The sequence below is a fragment of the uncultured Phascolarctobacterium sp. genome (genome assembly GCF_905212365.1).
Lineage (GTDB): Bacteria > Bacillota > Negativicutes > Acidaminococcales > Acidaminococcaceae > Phascolarctobacterium_A.
Genome location: NZ_CAJMEH010000005.1, coordinates 19,734 through 41,147, shown reverse-complemented (window position 1 = coordinate 41,147; position 21,414 = coordinate 19,734). Strand labels below are relative to the sequence as shown.

The 21,414-nt window shown below is 51.1% G+C and carries 22 protein-coding genes, 3 tRNA genes and 1 pseudogene; 14 read left to right on the top strand and 12 right to left on the bottom strand.

Features of this window, described 5'->3' with window-relative positions:
- Positions 1 to 130 precede the first annotated feature (130 nt).
- Entirely contained in the window at positions 131 to 2,215 is a 2,085-nt protein-coding gene (locus QZ105_RS01865; protein ID WP_293728152.1) for an AAA family ATPase, read from the top strand.
- Between the two features lie 55 nt (positions 2,216 to 2,270).
- Here QZ105_RS01865 and QZ105_RS01860 read toward each other — a convergent pair whose 3' ends face one another.
- The 3 genes from QZ105_RS01860 to QZ105_RS01850 are packed head-to-tail and all read right to left on the bottom strand — an operon-like array spanning position 2,271 to position 3,509.
- Positions 2,271 to 2,780 carry a WYL domain-containing protein gene (locus QZ105_RS01860; RefSeq protein WP_293728151.1) on the bottom strand — a complete coding sequence of 170 codons (510 nt, stop codon included), beginning with the start codon at positions 2,778 to 2,780 and terminating at the stop codon, positions 2,271 to 2,273.
- The gene (locus QZ105_RS01855; RefSeq protein ID WP_293728150.1) at positions 2,696 to 3,289 is read right to left on the bottom strand and encodes a hypothetical protein; all 594 of its coding nucleotides are present in this window, start codon (positions 3,287 to 3,289) and stop codon (positions 2,696 to 2,698) included. The genes QZ105_RS01860 and QZ105_RS01855 overlap by 85 nt, the downstream gene beginning before the upstream one ends.
- Complete coding sequence (locus QZ105_RS01850) at positions 3,270 to 3,509, bottom strand: hypothetical protein (RefSeq protein WP_293728149.1); 240 nt, start codon at positions 3,507 to 3,509, stop codon at positions 3,270 to 3,272. The genes QZ105_RS01855 and QZ105_RS01850 overlap by 20 nt, the downstream gene beginning before the upstream one ends.
- Positions 3,510 to 3,548: 39 nt before the next feature.
- Between QZ105_RS01850 and QZ105_RS01845 the strand changes: the two genes are divergently transcribed.
- The 11 genes from QZ105_RS01845 (at position 3,549) to QZ105_RS01795 (ending at position 13,138) form a co-directional block, all read left to right on the top strand.
- Complete coding sequence (locus QZ105_RS01845) at positions 3,549 to 5,003, top strand: sodium/proline symporter (protein WP_293728148.1); 1,455 nt, start codon at positions 3,549 to 3,551, stop codon at positions 5,001 to 5,003.
- Between the two features lie 116 nt (positions 5,004 to 5,119).
- The gene (gene rpmE, locus QZ105_RS01840) at positions 5,120 to 5,323 is read left to right on the top strand and encodes a 50S ribosomal protein L31 (RefSeq protein WP_293728147.1); all 204 of its coding nucleotides are present in this window, start codon (positions 5,120 to 5,122) and stop codon (positions 5,321 to 5,323) included.
- 81 nt (positions 5,324 to 5,404) lie between these two features.
- Positions 5,405 to 6,307 (top strand): DUF1385 domain-containing protein, encoded by a 903-nt coding sequence (locus QZ105_RS01835; RefSeq protein WP_293728146.1) that lies wholly within the window; start codon positions 5,405 to 5,407, stop codon positions 6,305 to 6,307.
- A gap of 157 nt (positions 6,308 to 6,464) precedes the next feature.
- A complete protein-coding gene (gene prfA / locus QZ105_RS01830; RefSeq protein ID WP_293728145.1) occupies positions 6,465 to 7,532 on the top strand; it encodes a peptide chain release factor 1 in 1,068 nt (355 codons plus the stop codon).
- A gap of 1 nt (position 7,533) precedes the next feature.
- On the top strand, positions 7,534 to 8,478 hold the full coding sequence (prmC, locus tag QZ105_RS01825) for a peptide chain release factor N(5)-glutamine methyltransferase (RefSeq protein ID WP_293728144.1): 945 nt from the start codon (positions 7,534 to 7,536) through the stop codon (positions 8,476 to 8,478).
- Positions 8,441 to 9,538, top strand: coding sequence for an L-threonylcarbamoyladenylate synthase (locus QZ105_RS01820; protein ID WP_293728143.1), 1,098 nt, complete (start codon positions 8,441 to 8,443; stop codon positions 9,536 to 9,538). The genes prmC and QZ105_RS01820 overlap by 38 nt, the downstream gene beginning before the upstream one ends.
- Before the next feature lie 60 nt (positions 9,539 to 9,598).
- Positions 9,599 to 10,042, top strand: a complete 444-nt coding sequence (gene rpiB, locus QZ105_RS01815; protein WP_293728142.1) for a ribose 5-phosphate isomerase B — start codon at positions 9,599 to 9,601, stop codon at positions 10,040 to 10,042.
- An 80-nt stretch (positions 10,043 to 10,122) separates the two neighbouring features.
- Entirely contained in the window at positions 10,123 to 10,689 is a 567-nt protein-coding gene (locus QZ105_RS01810; protein ID WP_293728141.1) for a TIGR01440 family protein, read from the top strand.
- A 70-nt stretch (positions 10,690 to 10,759) separates the two neighbouring features.
- A complete protein-coding gene (gene glyA, locus QZ105_RS01805) occupies positions 10,760 to 12,013 on the top strand; it encodes a serine hydroxymethyltransferase (protein WP_293728140.1) in 1,254 nt (417 codons plus the stop codon).
- Positions 12,014 to 12,045: 32 nt separating this feature from the next.
- Positions 12,046 to 12,666 (top strand): uracil phosphoribosyltransferase, encoded by a 621-nt coding sequence (upp, locus tag QZ105_RS01800; RefSeq protein WP_293728139.1) that lies wholly within the window; start codon positions 12,046 to 12,048, stop codon positions 12,664 to 12,666.
- Position 12,667: 1 nt separating this feature from the next.
- On the top strand, positions 12,668 to 13,138 hold the full coding sequence (locus QZ105_RS01795) for a cytidine/deoxycytidylate deaminase family protein (protein WP_293728138.1): 471 nt from the start codon (positions 12,668 to 12,670) through the stop codon (positions 13,136 to 13,138).
- 158 nt (positions 13,139 to 13,296) lie between these two features.
- Here the strand turns inward: QZ105_RS01795 and QZ105_RS01790 are convergent, their stop codons facing one another.
- Positions 13,297 to 13,911, bottom strand: coding sequence for a DUF4163 domain-containing protein (locus QZ105_RS01790; protein ID WP_293728137.1), 615 nt, complete (start codon positions 13,909 to 13,911; stop codon positions 13,297 to 13,299).
- Between the two features lie 122 nt (positions 13,912 to 14,033).
- On the opposite strand from QZ105_RS01790, the gene QZ105_RS01785 reads away from it, so the two are divergent.
- Together QZ105_RS01785 and QZ105_RS01780 are read left to right on the top strand one after the other, a co-directional pair.
- Positions 14,034 to 14,723, top strand: a complete 690-nt coding sequence (locus QZ105_RS01785) for a DUF554 domain-containing protein (protein ID WP_366935960.1) — start codon at positions 14,034 to 14,036, stop codon at positions 14,721 to 14,723.
- Positions 14,724 to 15,110: 387 nt separating this feature from the next.
- Positions 15,111 to 15,185, top strand: a tRNA-Gly gene (locus QZ105_RS01780).
- A gap of 59 nt (positions 15,186 to 15,244) precedes the next feature.
- On the opposite strand, the pseudogene QZ105_RS10505 reads toward QZ105_RS01780, so the two are convergent.
- From QZ105_RS10505 to polA, 8 genes and pseudogenes are all read right to left on the bottom strand, one after another.
- A pseudogene (locus QZ105_RS10505) lies at positions 15,245 to 15,403 on the bottom strand (type II toxin-antitoxin system HicB family antitoxin); the annotation flags it as partial.
- A gap of 505 nt (positions 15,404 to 15,908) precedes the next feature.
- Positions 15,909 to 16,160 (bottom strand): site-specific integrase, encoded by a 252-nt coding sequence (locus tag QZ105_RS10500; protein ID WP_366935955.1) that lies wholly within the window; start codon positions 16,158 to 16,160, stop codon positions 15,909 to 15,911.
- A 267-nt stretch (positions 16,161 to 16,427) separates the two neighbouring features.
- Positions 16,428 to 16,513 (bottom strand) — tRNA-Leu (locus QZ105_RS01770).
- A gap of 32 nt (positions 16,514 to 16,545) precedes the next feature.
- Positions 16,546 to 16,631, bottom strand: a tRNA-Leu gene (locus QZ105_RS01765).
- A 75-nt stretch (positions 16,632 to 16,706) separates the two neighbouring features.
- A complete protein-coding gene (locus QZ105_RS01760; protein WP_293728134.1) occupies positions 16,707 to 17,321 on the bottom strand; it encodes a lytic transglycosylase domain-containing protein in 615 nt (204 codons plus the stop codon).
- Positions 17,311 to 17,919 (bottom strand): dephospho-CoA kinase, encoded by a 609-nt coding sequence (gene coaE, locus QZ105_RS01755; RefSeq protein WP_293728133.1) that lies wholly within the window; start codon positions 17,917 to 17,919, stop codon positions 17,311 to 17,313. The genes QZ105_RS01760 and coaE overlap by 11 nt, the downstream gene beginning before the upstream one ends.
- 9 nt (positions 17,920 to 17,928) lie before the next feature.
- Positions 17,929 to 18,750 carry a bifunctional DNA-formamidopyrimidine glycosylase/DNA-(apurinic or apyrimidinic site) lyase gene (gene mutM / locus QZ105_RS01750; RefSeq protein WP_293728132.1) on the bottom strand — a complete coding sequence of 274 codons (822 nt, stop codon included), beginning with the start codon at positions 18,748 to 18,750 and terminating at the stop codon, positions 17,929 to 17,931.
- Between the two features lie 16 nt (positions 18,751 to 18,766).
- Positions 18,767 to 21,364: a DNA polymerase I gene (gene polA, locus QZ105_RS01745; RefSeq protein WP_293728131.1), complete on the bottom strand. Its 2,598-nt coding sequence runs from the start codon at positions 21,362 to 21,364 to the stop codon at positions 18,767 to 18,769.
- Positions 21,365 to 21,414 lie beyond the last annotated feature (50 nt).

Below are 21,414 nucleotides of genomic sequence, written 5' to 3'. Positions count from 1 at the left end.
AAAATCCATCGTCAGTACAGGCAACGCCGAACAGGCCTTACCTGCAAGCCCAAAAATTTTTTCTGCTCTTTGACAATTAAATCTCCTTTTCTTTTTCAAGCTGCCTTATAAATAATTCGGAGGTGTTACGATGCTTTTTTACGAAATTCAAGTAGACTGCCGGCAAAATTTAAACGCCATTAACTGTATTAAAGAAAATACTCCGCACCAATATCTTCGCAAAACAGCAGCCGAATACGCAGAAGAATATTTAAATAACAAGCTGCAAAATTACGGCGAAAAGGTCAACGGACCTTATCTAAAAACCAGAATCGACGACTTAGCTGCCCCTTTACTGCAAGTAGCCGTTTGCTGGAAATACGAGCTCAATCAAAATTTAGATTTATCTTCCTATGTTATAGATGCTTTGCAAAAGCTTTTCGGCATTCAGGCCGTCATTATCAGTATACAGGAAATATCTACAGATAGTTTCTACAGCCAAATAGATAGAAACTATTTTCTCGGAGATATTGTGCAGCAATATATAGAAATAAACGGCTCCAACGTATATTTTTCTTTTCTTGAAGAAAAAGGCAAAAGCTACACGGAAAAAATTTATCCTTACGCCGGCAAAGAAGAGATTCTGCAAAAAGCCAGGGAAATTATTCCCGACCCGTCGCTTATGGAGGAGCTGCAAAGAATTTTTTCCAGGGACCACGGCCGCTTTTTAGGTATTCCCGTGCATTATCAAATAACGGCAGGTTCCCGCGCAGCCGCGCAAAAAATCGTGGAGGTGTTGGTGCAAGCGTTAAGATACAGCAACAGACTGCTGACGACGAGGAACACCTATCTGAATAAATCCACCGTTAACGGCCGCATGCTCGTAGACCATCTCCATTATTTTATTGCCAATAATTACGGAGCGACGACCATTATCGAGATGCCGGAAGAAATCAAACCCATCGGCCGCCTGCGCTGCCGCCAAAATGATTTTCTGGATAACATCATAGATTCCATCAATAAATACAAGCAATACAGCCAGTTGATTTTTGTAGAAATTCTGGGCCAGCAAAAATTTGTCGCCGACCAATTAAAAGAAATTAACAAAAAAATCCCTCTCGTCAAAATTCAGGAGGGCGTCGGCAGTATAGCCGATGCGGAAAAATTTCTTTACCAGCTATGGCAGCAATCAGAATACAAAGCCTTTTTGGATTTTGCCAATCTGAAAAAGCGCTATGTAAACGAAAATATAAAAATACATAATATGTCTTCCGTCCAACGCTTTTGGGAGAATCTGCAAAAAACTATTTTATGTACCGAATTTTATCCTGCTTACAGTCCCTTAACGACTGTTACGCTTGCGCAAGAAAACCAAGAGGAAGAAGCTGCTTCGGCATCCGCTCAATTAAACAGCCTGATTGGTTTAACTACCGTCAAGGAGGCGGCCCACAAAATTATTGCTGCTTTTGCCATTCAAAAACAGCGGGAACATTTTGGTTTACAAAAGATGAACTTTTCCCGTCACATGCTTTTCACCGGCAATCCCGGCACCGCCAAAACTACGGTCGCCCGTCTTTTAGCGCAAATCTTTGCCGAAAAAAGAATCATCCCCTCCGGCTGCTTTGTAGAATGCGGACGGGCTGACCTTGTTGGACAATATGTGGGACAAACGGCAATCAAAGTTAAAAATTGTTTTAAAGAAGCCAAAGGCGGCATTCTTTTTATAGATGAAGCCTATTCTTTGCTGGACGGTTATCGCGGTCATTATGGCGACGAGGCCATCAATACTATCGTGCAGGAGATGGAAAACAACCGCGACGATACTATCGTCATCTTTGCCGGTTATCCTAAACCGATGCAGAATTTTATCAACGCCAACGAAGGCCTGCGCAGCCGCATCAATTTTCACATTGACTTCCCCGATTATTCCGCACCGGAACTTACAGCTATTTTAGAGCTGATGGCCGCAGAAAAATTTTATGTCTTAACCGAAGACGCTAAAACAAAATGCCAACATATTTTTATGCAAGCGGCCTGTCAAGCCAACGTCGGCAACGGGCGCTTCGTGCGTAATCTGCTGGAGCAAATAATTATGCAGCAAGCGTCCCGCATTTACAGCGCAGGCGAAGGCTCTGTTTGGGACAAAGACAGCATCAGTTTAATAACTGCAGAGGATGTGCCGGACGATTTTCTAAAACACGATATCAAAGCAAAAGCCATCGGCTTTGTCTGCTGAACAAAAAGATAGCAGCCAGATTCACCGTAAATCTGGCTGCTTTTTTCTTGGCAGTTTAATATTTTTCCAATACTTTGGCAAATTCTTCTTTTAATTCCCGGCGCAAATCTGTGGGAAACACAAGCTGACACAAATCGCAGTACTGCTTGGCAAAAATTTTCGCGGCTCCGGCCGTGGTGCGCACGGTAAATTCTATTTTTCCTGGCTCGTTTTTCAACTCCCTGATTACCGCCCTATCGCCAAAAACGTCCCAAATATAATTTGTTAAGGAGCGCTCTCCCTTAAACCTTATTGCTCTGATATCGCCGTTGTACATCCAAACATGCTGGCGCACATACTCTGGCAAAACAAAAGAAACACTATTCTGATAGCCCTTCATGGCGGATAAGCGCTCCCGCTTGTGGCCGTCTAAAATTTTTATACCCGTAATATGGTCTATGCGGTAATGGCGCAGCTCGTTGTAAGTAAAAGCGCTGCCGATTAAATAATAAAAGCCATCCACGCAGGCAAGGGCAAAGGGATGCACCTGATACGCCAGCGGCTCGCCCTTTTTCTTACGCGGCACCAGCTGCCTTTAACGCCGATATCGTTATAAATAAAGCTGATTTGCCGCTGAGCGGTAATAGCCTTGTCTATGATTTGCAAATTGTTAAGAAAATCCTCATTCTTTTGATGGATATAATTTTTCACGGAGCTGATATTTATCAAGCCGCGAGAACTCTTGGCAGTTAGAGGTTCCAAAGCTTTAATCAGCTCTTGAGCATTGCTATGCGTCAAGGATTTGGCCGTAGCCAGATAACTCATCAAAGCTCTAGCCTGATCGCCGCTTAAAATGCGCTTATTTAAATAGAAGCCTTTGCCGCCCTTGCCCTGCTCGATATCATAGTTCATACCATCTCTTAAGATACTTATATGCGCGGCAATAGTATTGCGGCTTGGCCTGGCTACGTTAAAGTCCTCTTCTATCTTTTGGGCTATCGCTTCGTAGGTTAGCGGATGCTTCGCATCCGTTTCTCGCTCTAAAATTTTTAAAACGCAAAGAATAAGCGCCTTTTTATCCGCCTTGTCCAACATAAAAATCACCCGCCTGCTCCGATAATAAATTGAGATATACAATCGTAAAAATTATATCACTTTCAGCCAAACAGCTCAAATTATAGCGTACTCCTGCCTCGCTCTCCTCGCTAAAAATTTTCTGAGCGGCACGTAAAGCAAAACCGCATAGCAAAACATAAAAAGCCTTCTGTTTTTCTGTATTTTTTGCTGCTGCCCTTGTATATGAAGCTTTTTGCATATATAATGTAAGTATCTATTGTATTTTGGAGGGGTTATTATGAATTATATTGAGATGATAGTCTTTATCGTCTATTTAATCTTTATGCTATCCATTGGCGTCTGGTTTTTCGTTAAAGACCGCAACGGCGGCGAGAAGACATATTTCTTAGGCGGCCGTCAAATGGGACCGTGGGTAACGGCGCTCTCCGCCGGCGCCTCCGATATGAGCGCCTGGGTTCTCATGGGTCTGCCCACCTCCATCTACGCCTTGGGCATGGGGCAAATCTGGATTGGCGTAGGCCTGCTCATCGGCTACACCCTGAGCTGGATTTATGAAGCGCCGCGTCTGCGCCGCTTTTCCATCGTGGCTAACGATTCCATCACCGTGCCCCAATATCTCACCAACCGCTTTTTATCTAAGTCCAATCTGCTGCAGGTAGTCTGCGCCGTAGTTTTTCTGGTAGCCTACACCATCTACGCCGCCTCCAGCATTAAGGCCTGCGGTACGCTATTCAATACCGTTATCGGCATGGATTCTTCCATCGCTATGTATCTGGCAGCCTTCATTATCATCAGCTACACCTTCCTGGGCGGCTTTTCCGCCGTCTGCTGGACCGACTTTTACCAGGGCCTGCTGATTTTAGGCTCGCTGCTGATCGCGCCTATCTTTGCCGCGTCCTTGGTCGACGCCTCCGCCGTAGCTCACATTCCGGCGGAATACTGGAACCCCACTGCCAAATGGACGGACATTGTTTCCGGTTTGGGCTGGGGCCTGGGTTATTTCGGTATGCCCCACATCATTATTCGCTTTATGTCCCTGGGTTCCCAGAAGGAAATGAAAAAATCCGCTATTATCGGTATTTCCTGGACTGCGCTGATTCTTTTCTTCGCTACCATGGTCGGCGTTGTCGGCCGTATGTATTTAGGCATGGATGAAGAGATCAATAAGAATTCCTTAGTTTTTATTGCTATGGTGCGCAGCATCTTCCCGGCGCTGATTTCCGGCGTGCTGCTTTCCGCCGTGCTGGCAGCGTCTATGAGCACCGCCGACAGCCAGCTGCTGGCCGCGGCCTCCTCCTTTGCCAGCGACGTGTACAAACCCGTACTGCGCAAGGATAAAGCTACAGATAAGGAAATGCTGTGGGCCGGACGCTTTGTCGTTCTCGGCATCGCCTTTATCGCTCTGCTGATAGCTTCTAATCCTAACGCCGGTTCCATCATGGCGCTGGTTTCCAACGCCTGGGGCGTATTCGGCGCGGCCTTCGGCCCCGCAATTTTGCTGAGCCTGTTCTGGAAGCGCTTCACCTTCCACGGCGCGGTAGCAGGCATCGTAGCCGGCGCTCTCGTGGATATAGCCTGGCTGATGCTGTTTTCCTCCACCGGCATTTACGAAATTATCCCCGGCTTTTTCGGCGGTTTAATTGCGGCGATGTTGGCATCTCTGCTCGGCCAGGACCCCAGCAAAGAGGTTGCCGCTCTCTATGACCGGGCTGAAAATTATAACGAGGATTAAGCCTGGCTTTCATAAAAAAATCACTTGCGCATTGCTCCGCTATGTGATACAATCATCTAGTGTTAATATCTAACGATGATGACAATAATGTTCTATAGTAAAGTGAGGTGTAAAGAATGAAAGAAAAGATTCATCCGAAATACGGTGAAGTTACTGCAACCTGTGCCTGCGGCGCCAGCTTTGTAACCGGCAGCACTAAAAAAGAGATTCGCGTGGATGTTTGCTCTAAATGCCATCCATTCTTCACTGGTCAACAACGTAACGTTGCTGCTCGCGGTCGTATTGAAAAATTCAACAAACGCTACAACAAAGAACAATAATCTTTATACTTACAGCAGAGTTACGTTTCAGCCGTCGCTCTGCTGTATTTATTTTCCTGAAAAATAGGGAGCAAAATTACTATGAGCACGAAAAATTGCTGTAAAAAGCCCAATGTAGGCGGGCAGGCCGTTATCGAAGGCGTTATGATGCGCGGCACGGACAAGGTAGCCGTGGCTGTGCGCCAGCCCAACGGCGAAATCGTCGTGGACGTAAATCCTGTCAACAGCCTGCGCGATAAATATCCGATTTTGAAAAAACCGCTGCTGCGCGGCGTTATTGCTTTATTTGAATCACTGTACGACGGTATGAAGGCCTTAGCCTATTCCGCTCAGGTGTCCGGCGACGAGGACGAACAGCTGACAGGCAAGGAAATGGCTATGACCATTGCGACTTCCGTGGCTTTGGCTATCGGCCTGTTCATCGTCATTCCCACCTGGTCCATGCGTTTTCTGCACGCGCTGACCGGCGACCCCATGCTGCTTAATCTGGCGGAGGGTGTGCTGCGTATGGCTATCTTTTTAAGCTATATTGCAGCCATTTCCTCGATGAAGGATATTCAGCGTGTCTTCCAGTACCACGGTGCGGAGCATAAAACCATTTATACCTATGAAGCGGGGTTGCCGCTGGTGGTAGAAAATGTGCGTCCGTTCAGCACCCTGCACCCTCGCTGCGGCACTAATTTTTTAATGATTGTTATGCTGATCAGCATGTTCATCTTCACCTTCTTAGGCTGGCCCAGCCTGCTGGAACGCATTGCTTCCCGCATTGTGCTGATGCCGGTGATCGCCGGAGTCAGCTATGAGCTTATCCTTTTTGCCGGAGCTCATGCCGATAACCGTTTTGTGCACATGGCTATCATGCCGGGGCTGCTGCTGCAAAAGCTGACGACGCGGCAGCCGGACGACAGCCAGATTGAAGTGGCAATCGCTTCTTTGAAGGCTGTGCTGCCTCCCGAAGAAATAATAGAGCAGGAGGCGCGATAATCGCTTTATGCTTCGTTGTTGGCTCCCGGCTGCGCTCGATATACTATCTCGCTTGCCGCTCGCCAGCCGCCTCGCCTAAAGGCGATTCTTACGCCTCCAAACAGAATATACAAAATTCCCCACACTAAGATATTTTTAATGTAGGAGATAGGATTCAATGTTAGATAAATTACAGTCAATCGAAGATAGATACTTAGATTTAGAAGCCAAAATCAGCGACCCCGACATCATCGCCGACCAAGCAAGCTGGCAAAAGGCCACCAAAGCTCACGCCAAGCTGGAGCCCATCGTCACCGCTTACCGCGAGTACCGCGCTATGTGCCAGTCCCGCGACGAGGCAGAGGAAATTCTCAAAGCCAACGAAGACGACGAACTCACAGAAATGGCTAAAGAGGAGCTGAAGGAGCTGAAGCCGCAGCTGGAGGAATACGAGCAGCGCCTGACTATTCTGCTGCTGCCCTCCGACCCCAACGACGAAAAAAATGTTATCGTGGAAATTCGCGGCGGTGCAGGCGGCGAGGAAGCCGCTTTGTTCGCCGGAGTGCTGTTCCGTATGTACCTGCGCTATGCCGAAACCCGCGGCTGGCGCGTTGAGGTTATGGATTCCAGTCCTACGGAGCTGGGCGGCTTCAAAGAAGTAGTTTTCCAAATCAACGGCGACAGCGTTTACAGCCGCATGAAATTTGAAAGCGGCGTACACCGCGTGCAGCGCGTACCCGAAACCGAATCCCAGGGCCGCGTACACACCTCCACCGTTACGGTAGCCGTGCTGCCCGAAGCCGAGGAGGTGGACGTAGAAATCAATCCCGCAGACCTGCGCATCGATACCTACCGCGCAGGCGGCGCAGGCGGCCAATACGTCAATAAAACAGAATCCGCCGTGCGCATGACGCACATTCCTACCGGCATCGTGGCTCAATGTCAGGATGAAAAATCCCAGCTGAAAAACCGCGAGAAATGCCTGCGTGTTCTGCGCGCCCGCATTTTGGAAAAAGCCCAGGAGGAACAGCGCGCCGCCACCGCCGAGGACCGCAAAAGCCAGGTCGGCACCGGCGACCGCTCGGAGCGCATCCGCACCTATAATTATCCCCAGGGGCGCGTAACCGACCATCGCATCGGCCTGACGCTGCACAAGCTGGACGCCATTGTCAACGGCGATTTGGACGAGCTTTTGGACGCGCTCATTACAGCCAAGCAGAGCGAGCAATTACGACAGGTGAAATAAAATGAGCAAGTCTGAAACTGTTTGGACGATCATGAAAATTATAAACTGGACGAAGCAGTACTTCGAAGCCAAGGGCGTGGAAAATCCGCGCCTGGACGCCGAGGTGCTGCTTTGTGCTGTCTTAAAGTGCCAGCGCATCACTCTCTATGTGGATTTTGAACGGCCCTTGAGCGAGGACGAGTTGTCCACCTACCGCCAATATGTGCAGCGGCGGGGCAATTTTGAACCGCTGGCCTACATTCTGGGCGAAAAAGCCTTTATGCGCAACAGCTTTAAGGTTACGCCTGCCACCCTCATTCCGCGTCCGGAAACCGAGCTACTGGTGGAAAGCGTCGTCAAAGCCGCCAACATCCTGCGCCCCGACGGCGACGCCAAGCTTTTGGATATCGGCACAGGCAGCGGCGCGATTATCATATCGCTGCTGGACTATCTGCCCCAGGCTAAGGGCGTGGGCGTGGATATCAGCGTGGACGCGCTCATCGTAGCCAGGGAAAACGCCGGCCGCATCGGCGTCAGCGACCGTATCGGCTTTGTGCGCAGCGACGTTTTCAGCAAGCTGCCCTTAGAAAAGAAATTCGACATCATCGTGTCCAACCCGCCCTACATTCCTGCGGCGGACATCGCCAAGCTGGAGAAGGACGTGCAGCAGGAGCCCCGCAGCGCGCTGGACGGCGGCGCCGACGGTTTGGATTTTTACCGGCGCATTGCCAAGGAAGCCCCCGCCCATTTGGCGGACGAAGGGCTGCTGGCTTTCGAGGTCGGCATCAATCAGGCGCAGGAGGTGCAGAAGCTTTGCCTGGACGCAGGCTTTGCCCAAACCGCCGTCCGCCGCGATTACGCCGGTATAGAGCGCATGGTTTTTGCCGTCAAGGCCAAAGCGCAGCCCCAAGAAGGAGACGAAAAAAAATATGCAGACCTTTTACTGGAAATTACAAAAGAGCTCTGATAATCAAAAAACAAATACCCGCGCCGCCCAGCTGATTCAGCAGGGCGAGGTCGTGGCCTTTCCTACGGAAACGGTCTACGGCTTGGGCGCGGACGGCCTGAATCCAACGGCGGTGGCCAAAATTTTCGCAGCCAAGGGCCGTCCCAACGACAATCCCTTGATTCTGCATATCGCCCGTCAGGAGGATATTTTGCCGCTGACCACGGGGCTTAACGCCAACGCCCGCAAGCTGATGGAAAAATTCTGGCCCGGACCGCTGACTTTAATCGTAGGAAAAGCCGCTATCGTGCCCGACGCAGTCAGCGCCGGTCTGCCCACGGTAGCCGTGCGCTTTCCTTCCAATAAATTAGCGCAGGATTTTATTAAAGCCTGCGGCTGCCCCATCGCCGCACCCTCGGCCAATATCAGCGGCAGACCCAGTCCCACCAACGCCCAGGACGTGCTAGAGGATATGCGGGGCAAGGTTGCGGCCGTACTGGACGGCGGCAGCTGTGGCATCGGCCTGGAATCCACCGTGGTGGATACTACTTCGCCCATTCCCACGATTTGCCGCCCCGGCGGCGTGACCTACGAAATGCTGACGGAAGCACTGGGCGCAATAGAGATTGACCCGGCTTTGCAGGGCGATAAAAACTTTAAGCCCAAAGCCCCCGGTATGAAATACCGTCACTACGCGCCGCAGGAACCTGTCTATTTACTGGAGGGCGAAGCCGTCATCCTGCTTCCCCAGCTGACGTCCCAAGCGCTGGCCGCCGGGCTCAAGGTAGGCGTGCTGTGCGGCGCGGAGCTGGCGCAAAAAATTCCCTCTCACGAACGCCTGCTTTTATCCTGCTGGGGCGATAGTCTGGAACGGCTGGCAGGCGATTTATTCTATCTGCTGCGTGATTTCGACCGCACTCGCCCCGACGTAATTTTAGCCGCCGGTGTCAGCGAAGAAGGCCTGGGCCTGGCGATTATGAACCGCTTGCGTAAAGCGGCCGGCTACCAGATTGTGACGCTGGAAAACGGCGCGCTGCATTTAAAAAACGATAAACATTTGCCGGAATTTATGATACAATAAAGTAAATAATTGCTGCCTGCCGCGTACTGCGGCTGTGGCAGCGCCACGGAGGTATGCGTTATGAAAATTGCAATCGCCTGCGACCACGGCGGAGTGCATCTCAAGGAGCACATCAAAAAATATTTGCAGGACAAGGGTATCGAGGTCGTGGACCACGGCACCCACGGCGAAGAATCAGTAGATTATCCCGACTTCGCAGCCAAGCTGTGCCAGGATATTACCAGCGGCGCCAGCGGAGCCGAGCGCGGTATTTTAATCTGCGGCACTGGTATCGGCATATCCATCGCCGCCAATAAATGTCATGGCATCCGCGCCGCTTTATGCGCCGACGTTTTTTCCGCGAAAATGAGCCGCGAGCATAATAACGCCAACGTGCTGTGCATGGGCGAACGCACCACAGGCGTAGGCTTGGCCGAAATGATTACCGACACCTGGCTGACCACGGAGTTTGCCGGCGGCCGCCACCAGCGCCGCGTGGATAAAATCAGGGCTTTAGAAAAATAAAATAAGCAAAGCGCAGCGCATAATTAAAAGCGATATGCTATACCGCTTTCAACCCAGCGCTGCTTAGGAGATAAATGGTTATGGAAATTGACGCATTGACGCAGAATATCGTACAAGAGCTCACTGCCGCGGCAGAGGAGCTTATTACCGCCGCTCAAACGCGCTCCGGTCAAATTTTTGTACTTGGCTGCAGCACCAGCGAGGTGCTGGGGCAAAAAATCGGCACCGGCGGCAGCAGCCAAATTGCCGTAGCCATGTTTAAGGGCCTCAAGTCCGTGTGCGACGCCCACGGCTTATGCTTAGCCGTACAGTGCTGCGAGCATTTAAACCGTTCCCTGGTAGTCGACCGCCCTACGGCAGAACGCTATAATCTCAGCGAGGTTACAGTGCGTCCCATGCCTCACGCCGGCGGAGCGATGGGAACGGCAGCTTATGAAAATTTTGCCGATCCGGTGATGGTGGAAGCCGTCGCCGCCCATTTGGGTTTAGATATTGGTCAGACGCTTATCGGTATGCACCTCCAACGGGTGGCCGTACCGGTACGTTTGCAATATAAAAAAATTGGCGAAGCAATACTGACTGCCGCCAAAACAAGACCGCCTCTGGTAGGCGGCCCCAGAGCCTGCTACCCTGATAACCGCCGTTAAGCGGCGTCTTTAGGCTTTAGCGGCAATAACAAGGCTCATCTGTTTTATTTTTAGGAGGGACTTAAACATCATGAATCTCGAAAAGCTTGCCGTAGTCGACCCGGAGCTGGACCGTATCATCCATGAAGAGCTGAACCGCCAGCGCAATAAAATTGAACTCATCGCCTCGGAAAACTTCGTTACTCCCGCAGTAATGGAAGCCATGGGCACCATTCTGACCAACAAATACGCCGAGGGCTATCCCGGTCACCGCTATTATGGCGGCTGCGAATATGTTGATAAGGTAGAAAGCCTGGCCATTGAACGTGCGAAAAAGCTCTTTGGCGCAAAATTCGCCAACGTGCAGCCCCATTGCGGCGCCAGCACCAATATGACCATTTATTTCGCCTTCCTTAAACCCGGCGACACTATGATGGGTATGGACCTGTCCCAAGGCGGCCATTTATCCCACGGCTCCCCGGTAAATATTTCCGGCAGCTACTATAATGTAGTTCATTACGGCGTAGACCCAGAAAGCGAGCTTATCGATTACGACGGCATCGACAAATTGGCGAAGGAGCATCATCCTAAAATGATCGTTGCCGGCGCCAGCGCTTACCCGCGCATCATCGACTTCAAACGCATTGCCGATATCGCTCACGCCAACGGCGCGCTGCTGCTGGTGGATATGGCGCACATTGCCGGTCTGGTAGCCGCAGGCCTGCATCCGTCCCCGGTTCCCTACGCCGATTTCGTTACCACCACCACGCACAAAACGCTGCGCGGACCTCGCGGCGGAATTATTCTGACCAATAACGAGGAATATGCCAAAAAAATCAATAAGGCCGTTTTCCCCGGCTTGCAGGGCGGCCCGCTGATGCACATCATCGCCGCCAAGGCCGTAGCCTTTGGCGAAGCGCTGAAGCCTGAATTTAAGGAATATCAGGGAAACATTATTAAAAATGCCAAAGCTTTCGCCGAGAGCTTGAAGGCCGAAGGCTTCCGTCTGGTTTCCGGCGGCACCGACAACCACCTGATTCTAGTGGACGTGCGCAATAAAAACCTCACCGGCAAGGAGGCAGAACATTTGCTGGACGCCATCGGCATTACCTGCAATAAGAACACCATTCCCTTCGACCCGGCCAGCCCCTTTGTCACCAGCGGTATCCGTCTGGGTACGCCCGCAGCCACTACCCGCGGCTTTAAGGAGGACGATTTCAAAGAAGTGGCCGCTATCATGGGCCTGGTGCTCAACGACCCGCAGAACGCGGCAAAGCAGGAGGAAGCTGCACACCGCGTAGCCGCCCTGTGCGCTAAATATCCCATGTATCCCAATATCAAGTAACCGGTAATTTATTGTAAGAGAGGTATTATTTTATGCAGATCACAGTTGTAAACCACCCGCTTTTGCAGGCTAAAATGACCGTCCTGCGCGATATCAACACCGATTGCGCCACCTTTCGCCGCACCATCGGCGAGGTAGCAATGCTGCTGACCTTTGAGGCCGCTCATAATATTCCCATGGACGACTGCCGCGTAACCACGCCCCTGTGCGAAACCAGCGGCAAAAAAATCCACGGCACCGTCAACCTGATTCCCATTCTGCGTGCCGGACTGGGCTTTATGGAGGGCGTGCTCACCGTGCTGCCGGAGGCTAATGTGGGCCACATCGGCATGAGCCGCAACGAAACCACCTTGCTGCCTATGGAATATTACTGCAAGCTGCCCAGGGATTTAGACGCATACACCATCGTGGTCGATCCGATGCTGGCAACAGGCGGCAGCGCTGTGGCTGCTGTGGACCAGCTGAAAAAGCGCGGTCTGAAAAACATCTGCTTTATGTGCTTAGTCGCCGCGCCAGAAGGCGTGGAGCGCTTGAACGCCGCTCATCCCGATGTGAAAATCTACGCCGCCGCGCTGGACGATCATCTCAACGAGCATGGCTACATCGTTCCCGGTTTGGGCGACGCAGGCGACCGCATTTTCGGTACCGTATAAAATGGAACAACAAAAAAGACCCGATTGGGACGAGTATTTCATGGAAATAGCGCAGGTAGTCAGCAAAAGATCTACCTGTCTGCGCCGCAGCGTAGGCGCGGTTATTGTCAAAAACAAGCAGATAGTCGCCACCGGCTATAACGGCACGCCCAAAAGCCTGCCCCACTGCGCCGTCGTCGGCTGCCTGCGGGAAAAGCTCAACGTGCCCTCTGGGCAAATGCACGAGCTGTGCCGCGGCATTCATGCCGAACAGAACGCAGTCGTGCAGGCCGCTTATCACGGCGTATCAGTAAACGGTGGTACGCTGTACTGCACCCACCAGCCCTGCGTGGTTTGCACCAAGATACTCATCAACGCCGGCATCAAACGTATCGTCTACGCCAATCCTTATCCCGATAAGCTGGCGGAGGATATGATGAAGGCCTCCGGCATTGAAATCGAATGCTGGCATAAAGAGAATATCCAAAAATAAAGACGTTAACTTAATTGGCAAAAAAGCGCATCGTTCCCCTTTCTGACAGCGGCTTGAACACCTGCTATTTTCAGGGGGCGATGCGTTTTTGTCTGCTAAAAACTAAACTCTCTGCCTAAAGCAAAAACGCCGCCTTGCAGCGACATTTTTCCTCACAACTATTTATTTAAAGGCAGCTGCACATAGGTAACGCCCGCTGCGTAAGAATCCAGCTCATAAGGCTGGTACATCAGATATACGCGTCCGTCCTCGCTGACAATATAATTATCGCTGACCTTAAAATCTTCGCTATATTTTAAAAACGGCGCTTCGCTTGTTGTCTGCAAATCGTCGCAGAACACTTTAAAGGCGCCGTCGGCAATACCCTGCTTCAGCTGCGCTGCTTCCACCTCCTTGGCAAAGTGCGTATAGGGCAGCGCCTCGCCGGTAGCCTTATCGTAAACCAGGCCCTTGGTATAATACATACCATGAGCGCCGCCGGTATAATTCCAGCTGGTAAAGGTCAGGCTGACAAATTGCTCCGTTTCCTGGATCAGCTTATAATCCGTAGCCACCGATTGATATACAGGGTCTTTCAACAGGCCGCGGGTATCTTTAACCATCCGCTTAATTTCTTTATTGACCTTTTTCGCCACCTTAGCGTTCTCAAAGGTGAACACAGGATAGGTCAGCTTGTAGCGTCTGCTGGTTACAACTTTTTCCTGCACTGCCGCAAACGCCGTAGCCGTAACGGTCAGGCAAAGAGCCAGGGGAAGTAAAAATTTTTTCAACATAATTAGTCGCCTCCTCATCTGAATTTGAAATTTCTATAATCATAGTATAAAATAATAGAGTATAAGTAAAGCAACTTTTACGTGTCTTTAGAGAATTTTTTGTGAAGCGAGATGATCGACAAATGTTAGGTACTATCGTCAACGTCGGCTGCATCCTGACCGGCTCCATCGTAGGCAGCTTCGTCAGCCGCGGCATAAAAGAAAATTACAAAACAGCGCTTTTCGACGGTCTGGGGCTGGCCACCGTCGGGCTGGGCGCCAACGCATTCGTCAGCAACGTGCCCAAGGTAACGTATCCCGTGCTTTTTATTGCCAGCATTGCCATCGGCACCATCATCGGCACTTATTTGGATATTGACGGCCATTTCCACAAGCTACTGGAAAAGGCTAAAGGCGGCTCACGCCTGGCCGAAGGCCTGTCCACGGCTATTCTGCTGTTCTGTATCGGCACGCTTTCTATTTTAGGCCCCATTGAAAGCCGTCTTAACGGCAATAACACCTATCTTTTCACCAACGCGACGCTGGATTTCGTATCCTCCATTATTCTATCCTCGGCCTATGGCATTGGCATCGCCATTGCGGCGCTGGTGCTATTCTGCTGGCAGGGCAGCATCTATCTTTTCGCCGGTTTTATCGCTCCCTATATGACTCCGGCGCTGATGGGCGAAATTTCCGTTTTAGGCGGCATCTTTCTCATGAGCTCCGGCTTGGGAATTTTGCAGATTCGCGACTGCAAAACGCTAAACATGCTGCCCTCGCTTCTCGTTCCGCCGGTATTTTACGGGCTGATGCATTTGCTGTTCGGCATCTAGACCAGCGTTACACCAACAAACGCCCCTGGTCATAAGACCAAGGGCGCTTAGTTCCCCTCATATTATTCAAAAATGCACATTACTGTCAAAGCAAACAAAAATACTAAGCTAACACCTATTGCGCTGAACATAGTACTTCACCTCCACGCATAATGCATTTTTTTATCTGCGGCAACCATTTCAAGCTGTCCGTTTTTTATCTACCCATATTATACCACAGTTTTGTATTTTGTATACAATGTACGTGAAAATTTTTATAAAAATTTTCGGCTCCGGCATATTTAAAATAGTGGATGAGCCATAGCAAAAGGCTTGCCAGCCATACTATTTTAGTATATAATATAACAGTACAAAATAATTGCACTTGCTTTGTACTCAACTTCATACGCGGGTATAGTTCAGTGGTAGAACAATAGCTTCCCAAGCTATGTGTCGCGAGTTCGAGTCTCGTTACCCGCTCCATGTAAAACCGCCCGCAGTAAGCTTCTGCGGGCTTTTGTTTATTTTTCCTATAAAAACTGGACGCAACCCAATAACTCGCGCGCCGACAACAAAGCGTCTTTATCGTCCGCACCGCTTGTAGCGCAACCTAAATCAGGAAATTCAACAGCTATCTCCTGTCCATCTTCATATGTAAACACAGCAGGATAAAAATATCGCTCTACTTTTTCATGCCTTATCCTCCTAGCCACAAGCTAGATATAGTGTTAAACGATTTGCGCAGCGAAGCCGAACAGAAAAAGTTCTGCTACCATTTGGTTGAAGAAGTACCAGGCCTTGTCGCCATCTCTTTGCAAAACACGCTAGTCCCACCCTCAAGCACAGATGTTATTGAATTGTCCTCCATAAAAAATATGCCCTGCATCCTCATCGCCGATAAAAATTCACAGGAGCAGGAAAAATTATTTTACCGCTGTATTTTGAATTTCAACGGGAATTTTTTAATAGCTAAAGATCTGCCTTCAGCCCTGGCTATGCTCATCAATAACGAAGGCTTTATGCCCATCAGCAGCAATAGCAGCGTTTCCAATTTTATCGGCGAGTTCTCCCGTTTAGCGCAGCTTTACGACAATGGCGAACCTATACATTTTAAGTATTGCGCCTTTTGGAACAAAAACGCCGATACAAAATTATTGGAGCCGATAATGCAAAAGCTGGCTCAGGCCTACCTCGACGTGCTGGCCACTACCCCGACGAACTGGACACCTTGGGTGTGCGCGTTGCTAACCAGGAAAAGAATGTCTTTAGCCGTCTATAATAGCCTTCCTGCGTTATGCCTTTCATCGTCTTGCTGGCTTCTACAAAGTACCCTCTTATGTCTCCTGCTGTTACCCGCTCCATACTGTTTAACCGTCCTATAGATTGTAGATACTTTTCTAGAGACTTTAGAAAATACTCGTAGGATGTGAGCGTGTTCTCGGTTAAGTTTTTTTGCATAATTCCGCTGCATAAACTTTTTCTTGAGATAAATAAACTGCATTGTCTAAATCTCCTTAACAGAAAAATTATTTCACAATCTTTTTACAATTACCTCCCCTCGTTTTTGAGAATAATAACACAAAATAACATGAAAGTAGCGTAATTGACCTGCTTCTTTCAGCTATTGCAAAGACACAAAAACTGTAAGTAGCACTTTACAGCACACAAAAAAGACGTTGCACAATAATGTACAACGCCTTACAAAGCCTTATTTTATGGTATTTTTGGTGCGGTCGATGGGATTTGAACCCATACGAGGTCTCCCTCACTACCCCCTCAAAGTAGCGTGTCTGCCGTTCCACCACGACCGCGTCTTTGGAGTAAAAACCTGTGAATAAAAAAATGGTGCGGTAGAGAGGATTTGAACCTCCACGGGGTCGCCCCCACTAGCTCCTGAGGCTAGCGCGTCTGCCGTTCCGCCACTACCGCATTCTTTATTCTTTTGCTGCCGCCATAAGCAACATAGATATAATAGCACAAAGAAAGCTGCTTGTCAACAGCTTTTTAGCGCACTTTATCCTTGTACAGCAAATAATATTTATCCCGGTCCTGCAGCACCCGGCTCACGTATTCCCGCGTATCGGGAAAGGGTATGGCCTTGATATCATTGAAGTCATAATCCCAGCCGTTCTTTTCCATCCACTCGTGTGTCTGCCCACGTCCGGCGTTATAGGCAATCATCACCAGGGCCATATTATTCTTGAACTCATGCTCCAGCTCGCCTAAATACCAGCAGCCCATGCGGATATTCGTCTTGGTCTGGTACAGGTCGCTGTCCTTATACTCCTCCAACCCCATTTGCTCTGCTATCCAGCGTCCTGTTTCCGGCATAATCTGCATTAAGCCCACGGCCCCCACGCCGGAAACAGCCTTATGCTCAAAATTGCTTTCATTTTTGATAATGGCCGCTACCAAAAAAGGGTCTACCTTATTTCTGCGGCTGTAGGTCACTATATCCTGCTGATAATCCCACATGTAAACAAAACGCATCTGTACCGCGTCGCTGTTCCACACGCGCCAGCAGCCCCAAAGCACTGCCAGCACAACTGCTCCCAGCACCAGCCAGGGACGCCAGTCCAGCCTGCGCCGACGGCGTCTGATTCTGCGTCTAACGCCCACTGCCGTCACCTAAAAGCTTGGCCAGCTCTTTATGTACTGCGGCAATAGTTTGCTCCAGGCTGCCGCTGTTGTCCAACACTACGTCGGCATATTGCTTTTTTTCAGCCAGCGGCATCTGCGCTTCGATGCGAGCGGTCACTTCTTCTTCCGTCATACCGCTGCGCAGCATGGCACGCTCTATCTGCTGGCGGCGGCTCACAGCCACCAGCCACACGCAGTCCACCTGCCTGTGCCAGCCGGTTTCGATAAGCAGCGGCACGTCCAAGACTGCCGCCTGCTGCTTGGCTTCGCGGCAGTCCTGCAAAAAGCTTTCGGCTCTTTGCCAAACTATTTTATGAATAATACTTTCCAGTGTCTTTAAAGCCTGCTTATCGTGAAAAACCAGCTCCGACACCTTCGCTCTGTCCAGCTCGCCGACATCTGTCAGATAATCGCTGCCAAAGGCTGCGGCCACCAGCGCTAGTCCTTCACTGCCCTTATTTACGGCGCTGCGCGCCTCCGCGTCGGCGTCGAACACCGGCACGCCCATTTTCCGCAGCTCTGCCGACACCGTACTTTTGCCGGAGGCTATGCCTCCCGTTAATCCGATAATAACCATATTATGCTCCTATTTTTGGCACTGGGCGCAATACACCGTGCCGCGTCCGCCCACCTTAGCCGTGCTCAATGCCTGACCACAGCTTTTGCAGGGCTGGCCGCCGCGGCCATAAACCAGCAAATGATTTTGATTATTGCCCTTATTGCCTTCGCCATCCTTATAATCGCGGAAGGTAGTGCCGCGATTTTTAATTCCCTGCGCAATAACGGCATTAACCGCCGCGCACAAAGCGTCTATTTCCTGCCGCGTCAGCGTATTGGCCGGGCGCATGGGCAGAATGCCGGACAGCGCCAGGCATTCGTCGGCGTAAATATTACCCAGACCCGCGATAACGCGCTGGTCTAAAATAAAGCTTTTAATGGCTTTGCGACTCTTCTGCGCCAAGGGAGCCAGATAATCCGCCGTAAATCCTGAGCTCAAGGGTTCCGGCCCCAGCGTTTCATAGCCTTCGATATAAACGTCTCCGTTAGTGACTAAATACAACGTGCCAAAGGTACGGATATCCGTGAACCACATGGTTACGCCGCCTGTCAGCGTAAATTTTATTTTGGCATAGGCAGGCTCCGGCGCGTCGCTGCTTTGCGCCAGCAGCGCTCCCGTCATACGCAGATGCACGATGAGCCGCTGCTCCTTATCCGTAGTCAGCACCAGATATTTACCTTTGCGTCCCACATGGCTGATGGTTTTGCCCACCAGTCCTTCCACAAATTCTTGCGGACTGGGATGCTTAATCAATCTGTCCAAATACACCTCAACGGTGGTAATGGTTTTTCCTTCTATGTGCGGAGCCAGCGTTTTCCTGACCTGCTCCACTTCAGGCATTTCCGGCATAATCAGTCTCCTTTGCTTACTTCGTTTCCGCCCAGTTGACACCGAAGTTGACCTCGGCCAGCAGGGGTATCTCTAAAGAGGCGGCTCCCTCCATAGCTGTGCGCACCAGCTCCGCCACCTGCTCCTTTTCCTCATTAACTACTTCCAGCACCAGCTCGTCGTGTACCTGCAAAAGTATACGGCTGCGGCAGCCTGCCTGCTCCAAGGCCCGTGCCACGGCAATCATCGCTTGCTTCATGATATCGGCCGCCGTTCCCTGAACAGGAGTATTGATGGCCGTGCGCTCGGCAAAGCTGCGCAGGTTGAAGTTGCTGTGGTTAATATCCGGCAGATAGCGGCGACGCCCCATGAGTGTGCTGACATAGCCCTGCTCCTTAGCCTTCGCCACAATACTTTCCATATATTGCTTAACCCCTGTATAGCGGGCAAAATAGCTTTCAATATAGCCTGCAGCCTCCTTGCGGGACACCTGCAGCTGATTGGCTAGGCCAAAATCGCTGATGCCGTAAACGATGCCGAAGTTAACGGCCTTAGCGCGGCCGCGCATTTCGCTGGTCACCTGCTCCAAGGGCACGCCAAAAACCTCCGCCGCCGTGCGGGCATGCACGTCCTGCCCATGGCGGAAGGATTCCAGCAGCAGCCTGTCCTGAGCGATGCAGGCCAAAATGCGCAGCTCCACCTGGGAATAGTCGCAGCTCATCAAACAATCGAAGCCTGCTCCCGGCACAAAAATGCGGCGAATCTGCTTGCCTTCCTCCGTGCGCGTGGGTATATTCTGCAAATTGGGGTCGGTGCTGGACAAGCGCCCCGTCACCGTTACCGTCTGCTGAAAATGCGTATGGATACGTCCCGTCTTGCTGTTGACCAAGGGCTTCAAGCCTTCCAGATAGGTGGATTGCAGCTTGGCCAGCTTGCGGTGCTCCAGAATAGTGCTAATCAGCGGATGCTTGCCTGCCAAAGCCTCCAGCACCTTAACGTCGGTGGAATAGCCTGTTTTAGTCTTTTTGATAACCGGCAGCTGCAAATGCTCGAACAGCACCACGCCCAGCTGCTTAGGCGATTTCAGGTTAAAGCTTTCGCCAGCCTGCTCCTCGGCCAAGCGCTCCAAGCGGCTGATTCTAAAGCTCATATCCTCGTTAAGCTGGCTCAACAGCTCCATGTCCGGCATAATGCCATAATATTCCATCTGCGCCAGCACCGCCGCCAGGGGCAGCTCCAGCTCCTCGTACAGCTTGACCTGCTCCCGCTGTTCCAGCTCCTGCCGCAGCAGCGCTAAAAGCTGAGCCAGATTTTCGCTGTCGTTGGGCAAAATATTATTCAAGTAACGCTTGCACAAATCATCCAAAGCATAGGAGCTATGGCCGGGTTCGGCCACATAGGCCGCCAGGGCAGCGTCGTCCACAATGCCCTGCGCCTTCACGCCGCGACACAGGCAGCATTTATACAGCTCCTTGCTGTCCACAGTCTGCTTGCGGCAGCTGCCGTCGGCCAGCCATTGGTCAAACTGCGGCCAGCAGCCGCTGGCTGCGTTCAGCACATACACCGTATTCTCTAAGAGTATTTCCGCTCTTGTAAAATACAGCTCCGGCAGCGTGCCAGCCGTCTGCGCTACTACCGGCGCCGCAGCCTTCGCCTGACGCAAAGCGGCAAATAAATTTTCCGCCTGCTCCGCAGTCTTAACCAGCACCACGGGCGCAGATTCCTGCTCCACCGTTTCGCCAAACAAATCGAAGCTGTGCTGCTCGCCGCCCAAAACGGCGGCAAAGCGCTCGTACATATTGCGGAATTCCAAATCCTGCAAAAGCGTGCGGGCTTCCTCCTTAACGGGAGCCAGCTCATAATTAGCCACGCTGCTGTCCACAGGCGCATCGGTACAGATGGTCGCCAGCTGCTGGGACAGCAGAGCCGATTCCTTATTGGCTTCCAGCTTAGCCTTCAAGGCCTTGGCCGTTACTTTATCGGTATTCGCCAGCACATTAGCCACCGTGCCGTATTCCTTAATCAGCTTCAAGGCCGTTTTAGGCCCCACACCGGGCACGCCGGGAATATTATCCGACGTATCGCCCATCAAGCCTTTCAGCTCGATGAGCTGCTTAGGCTCCAAGCCTTCGTAAGCTGCGGCAAATTCCGCCTCGTCAAATATCTGGATATCGCTGATGCCGCGCTTGGTATAATAAACCTTGGTGCGCTTATCCACCAGCTGCAGCTCGTCCCGATCGCCGGTAACGATAATAACCTCCACGTCCTGGGGCGCATGCACGGCAAAGGTGCCGATAATATCGTCGGCCTCGTAATTATCCAGCTCCAGCGTGTGGATGCCCAGGCTGTCCAAAACCCTCATAGCCAAAGGAAACTGCTCGGACAGCTCGCTGGGCGTAGGCTTGCGCTGGCCCTTATAAGCTGCGTACATTTCCGTGCGGAAGGTTTTGCGTGATTTATCGAAGGCTACCGCCATATAACGCGGCTGCACCTCGTCCAAAAGCTTGAGCAGCATATTGCACAGGCCGTAAACAGCGCCCGTGTGTACGCCCTGACGGCTCATCAAGGGAGGCAGCGCAAAAAACGCCCGGTGAATCAGGCTGCTGCCGTCAATTATCAAAAACTTATCTGCCATAACTTCTCTCCTATAAAAAGTTAGCAGCGCCGCCTAGCGCTGCCAACTGG

Bases quoted from the DNA above. Each gene is read 5' to 3' on its own strand.
- QZ105_RS01865 (WP_293728152.1), top strand. From the start codon at position 131: ATGCTTTTTTACGAAATTCAAGTAGACTGCCGGCAAAATTTAAACGCC.
- QZ105_RS01855 (WP_293728150.1), bottom strand. From the start codon at position 3,289: ATGTTGGACAAGGCGGATAAAAAGGCGCTTATTCTTTGCGTTTTAAAA.
- QZ105_RS01850 (WP_293728149.1), bottom strand. From the start codon at position 3,509: ATGCAAAAAGCTTCATATACAAGGGCAGCAGCAAAAAATACAGAAAAA.
- QZ105_RS01845 (WP_293728148.1), top strand. From the start codon at position 3,549: ATGAATTATATTGAGATGATAGTCTTTATCGTCTATTTAATCTTTATG.
- rpmE (WP_293728147.1), top strand. From the start codon at position 5,120: ATGAAAGAAAAGATTCATCCGAAATACGGTGAAGTTACTGCAACCTGT.
- QZ105_RS01835 (WP_293728146.1), top strand. From the start codon at position 5,405: ATGAGCACGAAAAATTGCTGTAAAAAGCCCAATGTAGGCGGGCAGGCC.
- prfA (WP_293728145.1), top strand. From the start codon at position 6,465: ATGTTAGATAAATTACAGTCAATCGAAGATAGATACTTAGATTTAGAA.
- prmC (WP_293728144.1), top strand. From the start codon at position 7,534: ATGAGCAAGTCTGAAACTGTTTGGACGATCATGAAAATTATAAACTGG.
- QZ105_RS01820 (WP_293728143.1), top strand. From the start codon at position 8,441: ATGCAGACCTTTTACTGGAAATTACAAAAGAGCTCTGATAATCAAAAA.
- rpiB (WP_293728142.1), top strand. From the start codon at position 9,599: ATGAAAATTGCAATCGCCTGCGACCACGGCGGAGTGCATCTCAAGGAG.
- QZ105_RS01810 (WP_293728141.1), top strand. From the start codon at position 10,123: ATGGAAATTGACGCATTGACGCAGAATATCGTACAAGAGCTCACTGCC.
- glyA (WP_293728140.1), top strand. From the start codon at position 10,760: ATGAATCTCGAAAAGCTTGCCGTAGTCGACCCGGAGCTGGACCGTATC.
- upp (WP_293728139.1), top strand. From the start codon at position 12,046: ATGCAGATCACAGTTGTAAACCACCCGCTTTTGCAGGCTAAAATGACC.
- QZ105_RS01795 (WP_293728138.1), top strand. From the start codon at position 12,668: ATGGAACAACAAAAAAGACCCGATTGGGACGAGTATTTCATGGAAATA.
- QZ105_RS01790 (WP_293728137.1), bottom strand. From the start codon at position 13,911: ATGTTGAAAAAATTTTTACTTCCCCTGGCTCTTTGCCTGACCGTTACG.
- QZ105_RS01785 (WP_366935960.1), top strand. From the start codon at position 14,034: ATGTTAGGTACTATCGTCAACGTCGGCTGCATCCTGACCGGCTCCATC.
- QZ105_RS10500 (WP_366935955.1), bottom strand. From the start codon at position 16,160: ATGCAAAAAAACTTAACCGAGAACACGCTCACATCCTACGAGTATTTT.
- coaE (WP_293728133.1), bottom strand. From the start codon at position 17,919: ATGGTTATTATCGGATTAACGGGAGGCATAGCCTCCGGCAAAAGTACG.
- mutM (WP_293728132.1), bottom strand. From the start codon at position 18,750: ATGCCGGAAATGCCTGAAGTGGAGCAGGTCAGGAAAACGCTGGCTCCG.
- polA (WP_293728131.1), bottom strand. From the start codon at position 21,364: ATGGCAGATAAGTTTTTGATAATTGACGGCAGCAGCCTGATTCACCGG.